Here is a 16181-nt window from a genome sequence, read left to right as displayed (position 1 = left end):
TGTTTTTATCGTCAAATATTAATGATCTGAAACAATTTTTTTCTATTTAAGATAAAAAACTCACCTTTTTACCCTGTTTGCTCAATATTTCGCTTTGTTGATGCCTCTATTCTAGTATTTATTCGTTCGTCATTAATAAGATTCATAGGATAACGTATGGTCATTGAACCTATCATAAAGGGCGTGGTTGCCCGAAGTGCCCATCCATACGGATGTGAAGCATCAATCCAGCAACAAATTCAATTTGCTAAAACAGCGAATCAAATCAAATCTGGCCCGAAACGTGTTCTCATTCTCGGTGCATCGTCCGGTTTCGGCTTAGCTGCTCGTATCGCACTTGCTTTTGGCGGCAGTGAATCTGACACCATTGGCGTATCGTATGAGCGTGGCCCTTCTGAAAAAGGCGTGGGCACCGCTGGTTGGTATAACAACATTTTCTTCAAGCAAGAAGCCGAAAAAGCAGGCCGAATTGCCGTCAATATCGTGGGCGATGCGTTTGCTCAAGAGACGCGCGACCAAGTCATTGAAGCCATCGAAACTTACTTTGAAGGCGAAGTCGACTTGATCATCTATAGTTTGGCAACGGGGATTCGCCCTAACCCAACAACCGGTGAAAACTGGGTATCAAGCATCAAGCCAATTGGTGACAGCGTCACTGGCGCGACCGTGTTACTTGAAAATGATGAGTGGACTGAAACCACCATTGAACCGGCTACCGAGCAAGAAATCGAATCGACCATTAAAGTCATGGGCGGCTCTGACTGGGAATCTTGGGTTGATACTCTGATTAACGCCGAGTCGATCGCTGAAGGCTGTAAAACTATCGCATTTTCATACATTGGTTCAGAGGCTAACTACCCTATTTACCGTGACGGTACACTAGGCTGGGCAAAAGTGGACTTACACCAAGCAAGCCACTCTTTAAACCTTAAATTAGCAAACTTCGACGGTTCGGCTCATGCCACGGTATGTAAAGCATTAGTGACTAAAGCAAGCGTGTTTATTCCAACCTTCACCCCTTATATCATCGCGTTATACAAAGCAATGAAAGAAGATGGCACGCATGAAACTTGTATTGAACAAATGCAACGCCTATTTAGTGACAAGCTTTATAACCAAACACTGGTTCCGGTCGATGCAGAACGTTTGATCCGTATGGACGATTGGGAAATGAAACCAAGCGTTCAACAGCGTGTTGCTGAATTAATGGCTCAAATGAATGCCAGTAACTTTAAAGAGATTGGTGACTACCAAGGTTATAAGCAAGAGTTTATGCAACTCAATGGGTTTGATATTAAAGGTGTTGATTACCAACAAGATATTGATATCGACACACTAACCGCATTACAGCCTTAATTTATAATAAATAAGGTTATTTATGAGTCGCTAAACTCTGTAAGGGGAGTAATGGCTCAACGCCTCCTTTGCCGCACTACATACTTCGTCATAGTGCAAAGGAGGCTTTTTTTCATCTAGATGGCGACATCCCTCCATCTAAACCGCAATTCAGTATATAATCCCCCATTCGTTTTATTCTCATTACTCGCGATACCGGAACCCTATGGATACCTTGATCTTCAAACTGAAAAACATCGAAAAACAAAACTACCGTGCCTACCAACAAATCAAGGGCCAGTATGATTTCACAGATTTCGACCTTTTCATCGACACGGTTCAAGGCGACCCACATGCCACCGCTTCCCGTTTACGTGCACGTCGAGCTTGGTCTCTCACTGACTTACAATGGTTATTAGAACAATCTGAAGACTATCAACGCGCCGCTCGTGATTATATCGCGCGCTACTTTTCACAACTTGCGCAACCTGAAGCATCGGTAGACATCGCCTTTAATGGTCAAAGTGTATTAGATCACACCGCAGTAGTATTTGATGAAGAAGGCATCGAACTACGTTTTCGCGTCAATCTACCTGCCGATGGTCGTCAAATCCTCGGTAAAAAAGCGATTAATATCTTAACCTTCCACCTGCCTAAATTTATTCGTCGCGCCACCATTGCTCGTGAAATCGATATGGATGCATTAAAGCGCCATTGTGAAGTCGTAGAAGACCAAGTGGCACTTCGCAAACAACTCGCAGAAAACAACCTTGTAGCGTTTGTCGCTGACGGCAGTGTGCTTCCTCGTGTTTCGGGTGATTGTGATTTACCGATGAAAGAAGCCGTCACCTTTTCAGCACCAGAATCACTGGCCATTGAATTAGAGACACCGCATAAAGGGAAGATTCGTGGTCTAGGTATTCCTAAAGGCATCACGCTTATTGTCGGCGGCGGTTTCCACGGTAAATCGACCCTCCTGACGGCGATTGAACGTTCGATTTACGATCACATCCCAACCGATGGCCGTGAATACATTGTGACCGATCCTCAAGCGATGAAAATCCGCGCAGAAGATGGCCGTAGCGTTCATCATTTGAATTTATCAAATTACATCAATCATTTACCTATGGGTAAAGATACCAACGACTTCTCTACTCAAGATGCTTCGGGTTCGACCTCTCAAGCCGCTTGGTTACAAGAATCATTAGAAGCCGGTGCCACGACTTTATTGATTGATGAAGATACCTCGGCAACTAACTTTATGATCCGTGATGAGCGCATGCAGGCTTTGGTCAGCAAAGGCGATGAGCCTATCACTCCTCTGGTGGATCGAATCGGTCAGTTGCGTGATGAACAAGGGGTTTCGTCGATTATTGTCATGGGTGGTTCTGGTGATTACTTCGATGTCGCCGATACCGTGATCCAAATGCACGACTATCAAGCTTTGGATGTCACCAGTAAAGCAAAAGAAGTGGTTAAGCAACACCCGAGCCAAAGACAGTTAGAATCAGAAAGTGAACTTATTCAGCACCCTGCTCGCGCGTTTAATAATACCTGTTTAACCAAGATCTTAGCGGAAGGTAAATTTCGCATTCAAGGTAAAGGCACACATACTCTGCGCTTTGGTAAAGAGCACATTGACGTCTCTGCGCTGGAACAAATTGAGTCGACCAGTGAACTAAACGCAATCGGCTGGTTATGGTTCCAACTTTCTCAGCAACCAGGTTGGAGTCAAGATCCAGCAAAGATCTTTGATGCCGCTTTAAAGCAAGATTGGTATCAGACTATGCCTAAAAATGGCGATTTAGCTAAACCAAGAACGCTGGATGTGATGGCGGTTTTAAACCGTTTACGTAAAGCGCAATTCAAAGCATAAACATCATTAAGGCTAGTCAGAAAGCTCAACATTCTATCTAGCCTTCACTACACTCACTAAAATCAAGTTCTCCAATATGACTTCAGTTACCGATCTTAAATACCTGCAAGGCTATCCTGACGCAGTGTTATCTCAGGTAAAAACGCTTATCGACCAAGGTAAACTCGCTAAATGGGTAGAAAACAAATACCCACAAATGCACAACCTAAAAACTGAAAAAGCGCTGTACGATTACACCATAGCAATCAAGAATCGGTATTTGAAAAAGTCATCGCCTTTATCAAAGGTCATTTACGATCCCAAAATCCATGTCGTGAACCACGCGTTAGGCTTGCATACTTTTGTCTCGCGTAATCATGGTGGGAAATTAAAAGCGAAAAATGAGATTCGTATTGCTTCGATTTTTAAAGATGCGCCTGAACCGTTATTACGAATGTTAGTGGTCCATGAATTAGCCCACATTAAAGAGAAAGAGCACAACAAAGCCTTTTACGCTCTTTGCTGTCACATGGAGCCGGACTACCACCAATTAGAATTTGATGCGCGACTCTTTTTAACCTACAAAGAAATGGGGTCTCGCTAAAGCCGTTGGCTAAAAGCCGGAACCAACATTAAAGTAAAATGCGCTATCTTCATCACTAAACGCGAAGTCCATACCAATATTCAAACCAAAGCGGCGGGCAATCAAATAACGAAACCCTGCACCATAGGCGATTTCAGTGTCATCATATAAATCATGAGCCTCTTCCGCTACTGAGCCGGCCCCGACAAAACCTTGTAATGACCAACGCGGCGTAACTTGCCACATTAGCTGGGTTTGCGCGGTGAAAACATAATCACCTTGATATCGATAACGAGAAATACCGCGTAAATTGATATACGGACGAGCTAAAGGCGGTAGATTTCGATCAGCGTTCGTTAATGATTGATAATTCCCCGCAATCCCTAGCGTCCATGTTTTGGATAATGGAATAAAATACTTTCCATCTAATGTTAAGGTATCGTATTCATAATCACTGCCTAAACCATCGCGATACCATAAATATTCAGCTTTAGCGGTACCACCACTCGTTGGGTAAAACAGGTTATTACGTGAGTCATATTGCGCGATCAAACCTAGCGCTGAAGAAGTACTTTCATCACCTAAAACTCGTTGTAACACATCATTCGCAATATCTTGTTTCGCCCCAATTTTAGTGCGAAACCAAAGCTGGGAGATCCCGAGATATAATTTGGTATCCACGACTTTAAATTGCAGTTTTTGCAGACCACCAAAGCCTTCTGTTTGGCTTTCAAAAGCAAGGTTTTTATCCACTGGGATTTGATCAAATTCATGATAAATATCCATATTAATATTGGCATAACCCGCAGCGCCTAAGTAACGAATACGATCATTTAACCAAGTATGACGATGCGCGCCGCCCACAAACCACGTACCATTTTCCGTCGCAGCCCCTCCGACAATGGTAAAGTTAGGTGGAATAAGGTTTACGCCACCATCTGCCGACTCCATGGCTAATTTTTTTCTTTTATCACGAGCCTCTTTTGATTCATGCAAAAACATCCCCATAAATCCCCCACCATAGCCAATGGCAGGCTCTGTAAGCACTATTGGGATCGGTAGAAATGCGTAAGGATTCTCGGCAATCGCCTCACTCATATCAAATTTGCCATCTAAAGGATCCGTGAAAGAAGCGGCACTGACTGCTGGAGATAAGAAAAAAGGAAATGAAAAAAATAAAGATATCGCGAGCAGTGATTTAGAACGAGGCATCACATTTCCTTTGTTGTTCATTGGTGTTTAGCAAGCGTCGATATCCGAGATTATATACTCAATCAACTGGCTTGTTGTGATCATTTCAATTGATTTTGAGTCTCATTTTTACCTTGAATATAGCTACCAAGGTGAACACTGCTTACTTTATGTGCCACAAGTTCTACCACCGCGGCTAAATCGGTGGGAAATGTGCGCATGTCTTGCAAATTCGCCACCGGTACCCAATCCACCAATTGAATAAACTCCTCATCATTTAAACCAGCTAAATTATCAGTATGAGGTTGCCCTTTAAATTGCCAAATATGGTAGAAGAACTCAGCGTTATAACGATTTTTCGTGGTTTCTAAAAACTCTCGCACACACAACAACTCGCCGACCTGTACTTCGAGTCCGACCTCTTCCAAGCATTCCCGTTTGACACAATCTTTGGTGTGCAAGTCACAAGCTTCTAGCCCCCCACCTGGTGGGATCCAATATTCACCACTGAAGTCTTTCACTTTCAGTAATAAAACATGCTCATTTTGCACAATAATGCCCGCTGCGCGGATACGGTGTTTCGCTGCTGCTTGATTATTCAACGTTGTTCTCCTCATCGTAAAAAACGTCTTTGGCCGCTTGAACGAGTTGTAAATGCAATGGAATCAGATCGGCATGATTTGAACGGTACCCTCCACCGATCACACTCGCTATCGGCAATGATTTGCGCCGGGCAAGCTCAAACATAAAACGATCACGTCGATAAATGCCAGCGCTCGTCACGTTTAAATACCCAAGCTCATCATCACAATGAATATCCACACCGGCATCATATAAAATAAAATCTGGTTGATAGAGATTGACCGCCATTTCAACAACCGTGGTAAAGCTTTCTAAGAACTCGTCATCTTCCGCTTCTCGTGGCAATCCAATATCTATATTCGAATCAGGTTTACGAGCAGGAAAGTTTTTCTCGCAATGAAACGATACGGTAATAATGTCATGATGTTGTTGGCATAAAGCCGCGGTACCATCACCATGATGCACATCGCTATCAATAATTAATACTTTATCGATCCCGTCAACGCTGAGCGCATAATGGGCAGCCAAGGCGAGATCATTAAATAAGCAAAAGCCGCTACCAAAATCAGCGTGAGCATGATGATACCCACCACTTAAATGGATCGCGACTTGATTTTCTAACGCCATCTCAACGGTTTTACATGTTCCCCCCGCCGAACATAAGGTGCGTTGAATTAATGCCTCACTCCACGGAAAACCAATACGCCGCATTTTTGCTTCGGGTAACCTCCCAGACACCAAAGCATCGACATAATCAGCATCATGTACCAATTTAACCTGCTCCACACTCAATGCCTTTGGCTGAACAAAGCGGAAACTATTTTGCCAACAACGATTGGTTCCCATTTTGGCCAAAATAGATTGGTACAGTAATTGATATTTATGGATTGGATAACGATGCCCATCAGGCAGCACCAAATCAGAATAAATGGGATGGTAGATAAGCGACAGCATCATTCACCACACAGGTTAGAAAATTAAGTAAGAAAGATAACGGATACTACCAAATTCACTGTAAATTGCACTTGGCGCTCCAACTTGCCTCATATTTCATTGTGACAAAGATCACTCCTTCAATAGCCCATCGAAACGTTTCGATGATCTATTTCACAAAACATTGAGCGCTAGAATGCATTATTTAAAACAATCATTATGCTCTATCGAAACGTTTCGCTGATGCCAAATTATCAATCCAACTAGGTGTATCAATATGAAAAAAAGCGCTCTTCTCCATTCTGAATTTTCACACCTAATCGCAACATTAGGTCATACCGATGAAATTACAATTTGCGATGCAGGACTTCCAATTCCGAATACAACACCTCGTATTGATTTAGCCCTTACGCTTGGTATCCCAACGTTTGCTCAAACTGTTGATGTATTTTTAAAAGAATCACAAATTGAAGGCGTCATCGTGGCCAATGAATTTGCACAAATCAGCCCTGAACACCACGACGCTCTACTTAAGCGAATTCAACAAGAAGAAAATCTAACGGGTAAAGCAATCAGCATTACTTACCTCACCCATGAAGCATTTAAAGCAAGAAGTCATCAAAGCAAAGCCATCATTCGCACTGGTGAATGCACGCCTTATGCGAATGTGATCTTTCAATCTGGTGTCACTTTTTGATCTAAAGACAAGCATGTGAGATGTGAATATGACAAAAGCTATTTTAGAGCTCAACCAAATCGAAAAAGCGTTTCCAGGTGTAAAAGCGTTAGATAAAGCGAGCCTTAACGTCTACCCCGGCCGCGTAATGGCATTAATGGGCGAAAATGGTGCGGGCAAATCCACGTTAATGAAAGTGCTAACTGGCATCTACTCTTTAGATAGCGGCAGTATTCACTATCAAGGGCAACCCGTTGCGTTTAAAGGGCCAAGAGATTCTCAGCAAGCCGGAATCAGCATCATTCACCAAGAGCTCAACCTTATTCCCGAAATAAGCATTGCTGAAAATATTTTCCTAGGTCGCGAGATGACTAACGCATTTGGCAAGATTTTGTGGAATCAAATGCATGATAAAGCGGCGGAACTTCTCGCTCGTTTAAACGTAAAACGCAGCCCAAAAACCTTACTAGGTGAACTTAGCTTAGGCGAACAACAAATGGTTGAAATCGCTAAAGCATTATCGTTTGAATCAAAAGTAATCATTATGGATGAGCCCACTGATGCTTTAACGGATAAAGAAACCGAGTTTTTATTTAAAGTAATTAATGAACTGCGTTCTCAAGGTTGTGGCATTGTTTATATCTCCCATCGTTTAAAAGAAATTTTTGAAATTTGTGATGATATAACGGTATTACGAGACGGCAAATTCATCGGGGAATGTGAAGTTAAAGATACCAATGAAGACTCACTCATTGAGATGATGGTCGGTCGTAAACTAGAAGAACAATATCCACGTATTGCAGTGCAATCTGATGAGAATCGTCTTTCAATACAAGGCTTAACCGGTAAAGGTATTGAGAACATCCATTTTGAGCTGAAACGCGGCGAAATCTTAGGCATTTCAGGCCTAATGGGCGCTGGTCGTACTGAGCTGATGAAAATGATCTACGGTGCCCTACCTTATCAATCTGGAGATATCTTTCTAGAAGGTAAAAAGATACATCCAACTTCGCCTCAAGAAGGGTTAGCTTCCGGTATCGCGTATATCTCAGAAGATCGCAAAGGTGATGGTTTGGTGCTAGGGCTTTCCGTCAAAGACAACATGACACTTTCAGCTCTACAACATTTTAGTTCTGGCGCTCAAATTCAGCATAAGAGTGAAGTCATGGCTGTAGATGACTTTATTGATCTTTTCAATATTAAAACCCCTAGTCGGGAGCAAATCATCGGCAACTTATCTGGCGGTAATCAACAAAAAGTGGCCATTGCGAAAGGTTTAATGACAAGGCCGAATGTGTTGATTCTGGATGAACCCACTCGGGGCGTCGACGTCGGTGCCAAAAAAGAGATCTATCAGTTAATTAACAAATTTAAGGCTGAAGGCATGAGTATCATTCTTGTTTCTTCAGAAATGCCTGAAGTGCTTGGAATGAGTGACCGAATTTTAGTCATGCATGAAGGCAAAATCAGTGGCGAATTTGACGCCAAACAAGCTAACCAAGAATTACTACTGGCTTGTGCAGTCGGTAAAAATATCAGTAAGGACGTCGCATGAGCAGCAATACTATCAATAAACCTAATGTACCCGAAAAACCAAAGAAACCTTTACTAAATAAGGAATGGTTAATTGAGCAAAAATCGCTCATAGCCCTCCTCTTTTTAATCATTGTGGTTTCGTTTTTAAACCCTAACTTTTTCACTGTCGATAACATACTCAATATTCTTCGACAAACATCTGTCAGTGCCATTATAGCTGTGGGGATGACGCTGGTTATTTTAACCGCTGGTATCGATTTAAGCGTGGGCTCTGTCTTAGCTTTATGCGGCGCCTTTGCTGCCAGCTTAATTGCGATGGAAGTTCCTGTATTAATAGCGGTTCCAACGGCCCTATTAGCCGGTGCTATTTTAGGGGGTATCAGTGGTGTAATTATCGCCAAAGGTAAGGTTCAAGCCTTCATTGCCACCTTAGTGACCATGACGCTGTTACGTGGTGTCACGATGGTTTATACCGATGGTCGACCAATATCAACCGGCTTTACTGATGTTGCGGATAATTTCGCTTGGTTTGGTACCGGTTATACATTAGGCATCCCTGTTCCAGTTTGGATCATGGTGTTTGTTTTTGCTGCCGCTTGGTATGTATTAAATCACACTCGCTTTGGTCGTTATGTCTACGCACTAGGTGGCAACGAATCCGCAACGCGTTTATCGGGTATTAATGTCGACCGTGTAAAAATTGGTGTGTATGCCATTTGCGGCTTACTCTCTGCCCTTGCAGGCTTAATCGTCACTTCACGCTTATCTTCCGCTCAACCGACTGCTGGTATGGGGTATGAGCTCGATGCAATTGCTGCGGTTGTTGTGGGTGGCACCAGTTTAATGGGTGGTCGTGGTCGTATCATGGGAACCCTCATTGGCGCATTAATTATCGGTTTCTTAAACAACGCTTTAAACCTACTTGATGTATCGTCTTACTATCAAATGATTGCCAAAGCCGTCGTCATTCTACTGGCTGTATTAGTTGATAATAAAAATAAATAACCGTCATTACCGACACCAAGAGCCAACGATAGGCTCCCTACGATAAAGGAATAACAACATGAAACTTAAAAAACTGACTACTTTACTTTCAGCTGCCATGTTAACCAGTACGATGTCGGTTGCTGCGCAAGCTCAAGATACAATGGCAATTGTGGTATCAACACTAAATAATCCATTCTTTGTGAGCATGAAAGATGGTGCCGAAGCAAAAGCAAAAGAGTTGGGTTACGAACTGATTGTTTTAGATTCGCAAAATGACCCAAGCAAAGAACTTTCTAATGTAGAAGATCTTTCTGTGCGTGGTGTAAAAGCCATACTGATTAACCCAACCGATTCAGATGCCGTTTCTAACGCCATCCGCATTGCCAACCGTGCGAATATCCCAGTATTAACACTCGATCGCGGTGCGAGCCGTGGTGATGTTGTTAGTCATATTGCTTCTGATAATGTGGCTGGTGGTGAAATGGCAGGTAAATACATTATTGAAAAAGTCGGTGAAAAAGCCAAAGTGATTCAACTTGAAGGCATTGCAGGTACTTCAGCCGCTCGTGAACGTGGCGAAGGCTTCATGAAAGCAGTGAAAAATTCAAAACTCGATCTTCTCGCAAGTCAACCTGCTGATTTTGACCGTAGTAAGGGTTTGAATGTGATGGAAAATCTGCTTGCTGCAAATGGTGATGTCCAGGCTGTCTTTGCACAAAACGATGAAATGGCACTAGGCGCTTTACGTGCCGTACAAGCTTCAGGCAAAGACATTTTAATTGTTGGATTTGATGGCACCGACGATGGTATTGCCGCGGTTAAGCGTGGCATGTTAGGAGCAACGATTGCTCAACAACCCGCCCTAATTGGTGAGCTCGGTGTTGAAACTGCAGACAAGATCCTAAAAGGTGAGTCAGTTGAGAAGAATATCCCAGTTCCTTTAAAAATCATTACTAAATAACCATTCAATGTGAGGGCGATATTGGCCCTCACTTTTTCCCCTGAAAGTACTCATTGATATACTTAATATATTGATATCCATGAGTATTTAAACGTTATCATCATAAGGATGACCTATGAACAAGCTGATCGTTTTTGGTAGTGTTAATGCCGATCATGTACTTCAAGTTCCCTCTTTCCCTCGACCAGGTGAAACTTTGATGGGACGTAATTATCAAGTTATTCCTGGAGGGAAAGGGGCGAATCAGGCCGTCGCGGCTGCACGTTTAGGTGCAGATATTGGATTCATCGCGTGCGTAGGAAGTGATTCTTTTGGGCAAAACATCATTCAAAGCTTTACTCAAGACGGCATCAATACTGATTATGTCTCAATCATTCCATCAACCCCTACTGGAGTGGCGCTGATACAAGTGTCTGATGATGGAGAAAATAGCATTTGTCTTTCTCCTGAGGCCAATAATGCTCTAGACCAAGCGCGAGTGGCAACGTTTAAAGCCCCGATTCAACACTGTCATTATTTATTACTTCAACTTGAAACGCCTTTAGATGGGATCGAATCAGCCATTGAGCTAGCTAAAGCAAATCTTCATTCTGATATCAAAGTCGTTTTAAACCCAGCGCCAGCTAAAGCGTTACCCGACTCAATCCTAAAACATATTGATATTATTACTCCTAATGAAACTGAAGCGGAAGTCTTAACTGGTATTGCCGTAACCGATGATATTTCAGCCCAGGCAGCCGCAAATGCGCTTCATTCAAAAGGGATCACAACCGTTATGATTACGCTCGGAGCAAAAGGAGTATGGCTAAGTGAAAATGGAAAAGGTAACCTTATTCAAGGTTTTAAAGTAAAAGCGATAGATACAACGGCGGCGGGTGATACCTTTAATGGGGCTTTTGTCACAGCATTACTTGAGGGGATGGAAACCACTCAAGCCATTCAATTCGCGCACGCTGCGGCTGCCCTTTCCGTTACTCGCTTTGGGGCACAGACCTCCATCCCGACACGACAAGAAACGGATGACTTTTTAGTACAGCAAACACGTTAATTGAAACCAATTTAGCTCTAGAATTCATTTTACCTTCTACCAATAGGAAATCATCACATGGCAACAATGAAAGACATCGCCCGACTCGCTCAGGTGTCAACGTCCACAGTTAGTCATGTGTTGAATAAGACTCGATTTGTGAGTGAGGATATTGAAAAGCGCGTACAACAAGCCGCAAAAGAGCTTAATTATGCGCCATCCGCACTCGCTCGAAGTCTAAAAATGAAGTGCACTAAAACCGTTGGTATGTTGGTCACGACATCGACCAACCCTTTCTTTGGCGAAGTATTGAAAGGCGTTGAAAGGCGTTGCTATGAAAAAGGTTACAACTTAATCCTTTGTAATACTGAAGGTGACAGTGAACGAATGAAAGCCTCAATAGACACTCTTCTGCAAAAACGTGTCGATGGCTTAATGCTAATGTGTTCAACGCTTGAAGGCGAAGAAATTGAAATTTTTGAACGGTACCCAGAGCTGCCAGTCGTGGTTATGGATTGGGGACCAATGGCGTACGCGAGCGATAAAATTCAAGATAATTCCTTCAAAGGGGGTTACTTAGCCACTCAGTATTTAATTGATCATGGGCATACCGCCATTGGTTGCGTCACCGGTCCACTGCATCGCAGTCAAGCATCACTGCGCTTTGATGGCTTTAAACAAGCTTTACAAGATAATAATCTGCCTTTAAACGAAAACTGGATTATCCAAGGAAACTTTGAGTGTGATGGTGGCTACGATGCTTATCAAACACTGAAACACAATGGGCCTTTACCGAGTGCGCTATTTGTCTGTAATGACATGATGGCGCTCGGCCTAATTAATGCGGCTAGCCAAGATGGTACAAAGATCCCACAAGATCTTTCCATTATTGGTTATGATGATATCCATCTAACCAAATACATTACCCCTTCTTTAACCACGATTCATCAGCCAAAGCACCAATTAGGAAAAACAGCTGTTGATACTTTACTCTCTCGCCTTGAAAACCCCGACGCTCCGCAACAAGTGATTCAATTAGAGCCCACGTTGGTGGAACGTCACTCTGTAAGTAAATACCCGTTATAGCAGCACTTATATATCTAAGTGACTTCAGCCGCTTGGGTATAGGCTAAGCAACATAAGACAATAGCTCAAGTTGCTTGGGGATCCTAATGAAATACGCTATTATTCACGCCGTTTTCATTCTACCTATTTCTTGGAGCCCTCATGGCCGCTGGACCTCACAACAAAAATAATCGCCACTCTCAAACCACTAAGAAAACCAGCAAGCCTAGCCCTCAAAAACCAAGAAGCCATAATGGCAAAAAAGCGTCACAAGATTCAAAATCACCAAGAAGTAAAAAACCAACCGGATTACATCCGCGTAATCTGCATAATGGCCGTTATGATTTTGACAAATTAGAAGCCGCCAACCCTAAATTAACAGAGTTTGTTATCTTAAACCCTCGCGGTGAAAGATCGATTAGCTTTAGCGATCCACAAGCGGTATTAGCACTGAATGAAGCGTTATTAAAAGCCTATTATCGGTTGGACTTTTGGCAGATCCCACCGGGGTACTTATGCCCACCAATTCCGGGCAGAGCCGATTATATTCATTATCTTGCCGACCTATTAACCGCAACCAAAGAGAAAACCGATGCGCTTGTGGTTGAGAATGACGAACGTGATCCTGATGCTGGTTCAGCAAATCATAAACATACGGTGCTTGATATTGGTACTGGTGCAAACTGCATCTACCCTATTTTAGGCTCAAGCCTTTATGACTGGAATTTTGTGGCAAGCGATATTGATCCGATTTCGGTCAAAACAGCACAGTTGTTGATTCAAGCGAATAAGAGACTCACAAATAAAGTTAAAGTTCGTCAGCAAACCAAGCCAGACAACATTTTCCGCGGCATGATCAAACCGAATGATGATTTCATTTTAACCATGTGTAACCCACCTTTTCACGAATCATTGGAAAAAGCACGTGAAGGCAGCTTACGTAAAGTGAATAACCTAAATAAAGGCAAAGCTGAGCCATTATCAAAACATAGCCAACCTATTTTAAACTTTGCAGGTACTGAAAATGAGTTGTGCTACGAAGGCGGTGAAATTGCTTTCTTAAAACAAATGGCAATGGAAAGTAAAGATTTTGCTAAGCAAGTCTGCTGGTTTACTAGCTTAATTTCCAAGAAAGAAAATGTACCGTTACTTCAACAGCAGTTAAGAAAGTTAGGCGCAACCAATATTCGTGTAGTCGAAATGGCGCAAGGCCAGAAGATTAGCCGCTTTGTGGCATGGAGCTTTTTAACCAATTTAGAGCAAAAGTCATTTTTTAATTAAGTGATGATTTATTGCAACCTCGCTATCACAGCAGCCTGTGATAGCGAGGTTTCACAACACAATCTATTCTTTCGTTAAACTCATGCCCGGCTAAGAAGCCCATTGGTGTGCGCTCTTTTCTTGATCCGACTTAAACCAACAGCGGTCACTCCTAAGTAATGGGCTAAATCATTTTGAGTCACTTTATCGATTAACGTTGGCTGATATTTTTCAAGCTTAAAAAAACGCTGCTCTGCACTTAAACATAAAAACTCATATTCTCTTTGCTCTTTTTTCACCGCTAAACCGAGTAAAAATTCCAACATATTGTTCGCCAACTCTAAGTCTTGTTGTACATAATATTGTATGACCTCAAACGTTAATTTATAGAGCACGCTCGATTCCAAGCAAAGAAGGCTAAAAGAACACGCATCTTTCGTATGAAAGGACACCAAACTGCCAATCGTATCATTAGGTAGCAGGAATGACTTTATCGATTCCTTTCCTTGGTCTGATGTGTAGTATGCCTTTAGCAATCCAGACTGTACAAAATACAAGCAACGATCAGGTTGACCCTGCATAAAAACATGCTCCCCCTTCTCTTTTTCTATTCTGATCCCCTTGGTCTTAAGAAGCGAATTAAAATCCATAGTTGTTAACCTCGGTTAATGAGTGAGCCTGTTTGTGTTCTTAGTATAGGAAATCACCGTATAACGCGAGGACAGTGATATGGAACTCAGACAAAAAACAATTGTAATTACTGGTGGGACATCTGGTATTGGTTACGAGTTGGTTAAGCAGCTCCATTCTGATAATCAGATTATTGTCATTTCAAGTAACCTGAATAAGTTACAGCGCTTATCGCAAAACTTTTGTAGCGTAGTCACTTATCAAACTGATCTATCAAAATCCAATGATATAAAAGCCTTATCCACAACGATCAGAAAACAACATAACTCAATCGACATTCTTATTAACAATGCAGCGGTGCAATACGCCCCAACCTTTTTGGATCCTGCGTTTAAGCATGACAATATTGCCACAGAGATCGCGACTAATTTCACAAGTATTTGCAGCCTAACTTATTTATTGCTTCCAGCTTTATTGCACACTACTCCGTCAATAATCCTAAATGTTAACTCTGGGCTGGCACTGGCTCCGAAAACATCATCTGCCATTTATTGCGCCACAAAAGGTGCTTTAAACATATTCTCTCAATCACTACGCTATCAACTGGCAAATACCAATATCGCGGTGCAGCAGTGCTTTTTACCTTTAGTCGATACCAATATGACCGCAGGACGAGGAAAGAATAAATTATCGGCAGAAATAGTGGCGACCTCAATAATCCATGGAATAGAAAAAGAGATTCTGGAACATGATGTTGGAAAGGTGAAATGGTTAAGAAGACTCTTAAGGTTGAGTCCATCTTTCACCCAAAAAGTCATGCAAAAATACTAGACAGGAGTAACGCTATGAAGTCCTTAATACGAGTTATATTGATAATTGCGGCCTGTTTTGGCACAACATTCCTGATCATTAAATTTTCAGGCTTACTCACCATAGAGCAAATTGAATATTGGCTAGAGCGAGCACAATCTTTATCAACTGCATTGGTGGCGCTAATTGTTGTCATGCTTTTATTTGCCGACTTATTTATTGCCGTACCAACATTAACCATTGTCATTTTATCGGGTTATTTTCTTGGTCATGCTTATGGTGCGGTATCGTCATTATTAGGAATCATGCTAGCAGGTATCGTCGGCTATATAGTGAGTTACCACTATGGCAATAACATTCTGAATATACTGATCAAAGAAAAACAGAAACGAACCGAGTTAATCCATTCTTTTGAACAACATGGCTTTGCTATGATCTTACTTTCTAGATCGATTCCAATACTCCCTGAAATCACAGCTTGTCTGTCTGGGATGACAAAAATGCGATTTACTAAGTTCTTATTAGCCTGGATGATTAGTTCGATCCCTTACGTCGTAATCGCATCGTATGCCGGTTCGATTAGCACTATTGATAACCCTCAACCGGCTATTTTCACCGCCATTGGCATTAGCTCACTCTTATGGCTTTGCTGGTTTCTTTATCAACGAAACATCATTCGTCAAGCCTCAAAATATGGATAGAAACCTTAACCTTTAAAGCAAAATGCCCAACAAATCCGTTGGGCATTCA

Annotated in this window: 16 protein-coding genes; 12 read left to right on the top strand and 4 right to left on the bottom strand. The window is 42.2% G+C overall.

Annotated elements, in window-relative coordinates; translation table 11 throughout:
* Positions 1-156 precede the first annotated feature (156 nt).
* The 3 genes from fabV (at position 157) to VRUMOI_RS14925 (ending at position 3794) form a co-directional block, all read left to right on the top strand.
* Complete coding sequence (gene fabV / locus VRUMOI_RS14935; RefSeq protein WP_089138842.1) at positions 157-1356, top strand: enoyl-ACP reductase FabV; 1200 nt, start codon at positions 157-159, stop codon at positions 1354-1356.
* Positions 1357-1561: 205 nt separating this feature from the next.
* Positions 1562-3211, top strand: coding sequence for an ABC-ATPase domain-containing protein (locus VRUMOI_RS14930; RefSeq protein WP_089138843.1), 1650 nt, complete (start codon positions 1562-1564; stop codon positions 3209-3211).
* Positions 3212-3287: 76 nt separating this feature from the next.
* On the top strand, positions 3288-3794 hold the full coding sequence (locus VRUMOI_RS14925) for a M48 metallopeptidase family protein (protein ID WP_089138844.1): 507 nt from the start codon (positions 3288-3290) through the stop codon (positions 3792-3794).
* Between the two features lie 9 nt (positions 3795-3803).
* On the opposite strand, the gene VRUMOI_RS14920 is transcribed toward VRUMOI_RS14925, so the two are convergent.
* The 3 genes from VRUMOI_RS14920 to VRUMOI_RS14910 all read right to left on the bottom strand — a co-directional run bounded on the left by VRUMOI_RS14920 (position 3804) and on the right by VRUMOI_RS14910 (position 6500).
* Positions 3804-4985, bottom strand: a complete 1182-nt coding sequence (locus tag VRUMOI_RS14920; protein WP_089138845.1) for a BamA/TamA family outer membrane protein — start codon at positions 4983-4985, stop codon at positions 3804-3806.
* 80 nt (positions 4986-5065) lie between these two features.
* Positions 5066-5581 carry an NUDIX domain-containing protein gene (locus VRUMOI_RS14915; protein ID WP_089138846.1) on the bottom strand — a complete coding sequence of 172 codons (516 nt, stop codon included), beginning with the start codon at positions 5579-5581 and terminating at the stop codon, positions 5066-5068.
* Complete coding sequence (locus tag VRUMOI_RS14910; RefSeq protein WP_089138847.1) at positions 5559-6500, bottom strand: histone deacetylase family protein; 942 nt, start codon at positions 6498-6500, stop codon at positions 5559-5561. The genes VRUMOI_RS14915 and VRUMOI_RS14910 overlap by 23 nt, the downstream gene beginning before the upstream one ends.
* Positions 6501-6756: 256 nt before the next feature.
* Between VRUMOI_RS14910 and rbsD the strand changes: the two genes are divergently transcribed.
* From rbsD to rlmF, 7 genes are all read left to right on the top strand, one after another.
* Positions 6757-7176, top strand: coding sequence for a D-ribose pyranase (gene rbsD / locus VRUMOI_RS14905; protein WP_089138848.1), 420 nt, complete (start codon positions 6757-6759; stop codon positions 7174-7176).
* Positions 7177-7204: 28 nt separating this feature from the next.
* Positions 7205-8710, top strand: coding sequence for a ribose ABC transporter ATP-binding protein RbsA (rbsA, locus tag VRUMOI_RS14900; RefSeq protein ID WP_089138849.1), 1506 nt, complete (start codon positions 7205-7207; stop codon positions 8708-8710).
* Positions 8707-9696 carry a ribose ABC transporter permease gene (rbsC, locus tag VRUMOI_RS14895; protein WP_089138850.1) on the top strand — a complete coding sequence of 330 codons (990 nt, stop codon included), beginning with the start codon at positions 8707-8709 and terminating at the stop codon, positions 9694-9696. The genes rbsA and rbsC overlap by 4 nt, the downstream gene beginning before the upstream one ends.
* Positions 9697-9754: 58 nt before the next feature.
* Positions 9755-10639: a ribose ABC transporter substrate-binding protein RbsB gene (rbsB, locus tag VRUMOI_RS14890; protein WP_089138851.1), complete on the top strand. Its 885-nt coding sequence runs from the start codon at positions 9755-9757 to the stop codon at positions 10637-10639.
* Between the two features lie 115 nt (positions 10640-10754).
* Positions 10755-11687 (top strand): ribokinase, encoded by a 933-nt coding sequence (rbsK, locus tag VRUMOI_RS14885; RefSeq protein ID WP_089138852.1) that lies wholly within the window; start codon positions 10755-10757, stop codon positions 11685-11687.
* 57 nt (positions 11688-11744) lie between these two features.
* Positions 11745-12752 (top strand): substrate-binding domain-containing protein, encoded by a 1008-nt coding sequence (locus VRUMOI_RS14880; protein ID WP_089138853.1) that lies wholly within the window; start codon positions 11745-11747, stop codon positions 12750-12752.
* Between the two features lie 141 nt (positions 12753-12893).
* Entirely contained in the window at positions 12894-14012 is a 1119-nt protein-coding gene (rlmF, locus tag VRUMOI_RS14875; RefSeq protein ID WP_089138854.1) for a 23S rRNA (adenine(1618)-N(6))-methyltransferase RlmF, read from the top strand.
* A gap of 80 nt (positions 14013-14092) precedes the next feature.
* Here rlmF and VRUMOI_RS14870 read toward each other — a convergent pair whose 3' ends face one another.
* A complete protein-coding gene (locus tag VRUMOI_RS14870) occupies positions 14093-14641 on the bottom strand; it encodes a Crp/Fnr family transcriptional regulator (RefSeq protein ID WP_089138855.1) in 549 nt (182 codons plus the stop codon).
* A 79-nt stretch (positions 14642-14720) separates the two neighbouring features.
* Here VRUMOI_RS14870 and VRUMOI_RS14865 point away from each other — a divergent pair, with 79 nt between their 5' ends.
* Positions 14721-15452, top strand: coding sequence for an SDR family oxidoreductase (locus VRUMOI_RS14865; RefSeq protein ID WP_089138856.1), 732 nt, complete (start codon positions 14721-14723; stop codon positions 15450-15452).
* A gap of 14 nt (positions 15453-15466) precedes the next feature.
* Positions 15467-16132: a TVP38/TMEM64 family protein gene (locus VRUMOI_RS14860; protein WP_089138857.1), complete on the top strand. Its 666-nt coding sequence runs from the start codon at positions 15467-15469 to the stop codon at positions 16130-16132.
* Positions 16133-16181 lie beyond the last annotated feature (49 nt).

It is taken from the genome of Vibrio rumoiensis (assembly GCF_002218045.2).
GTDB lineage: Bacteria > Pseudomonadota > Gammaproteobacteria > Enterobacterales > Vibrionaceae > Vibrio > Vibrio rumoiensis.
Note: the sequence above shows the minus strand (reverse complement) of the source record. Positions and strands in the feature narration are given on the sequence as shown.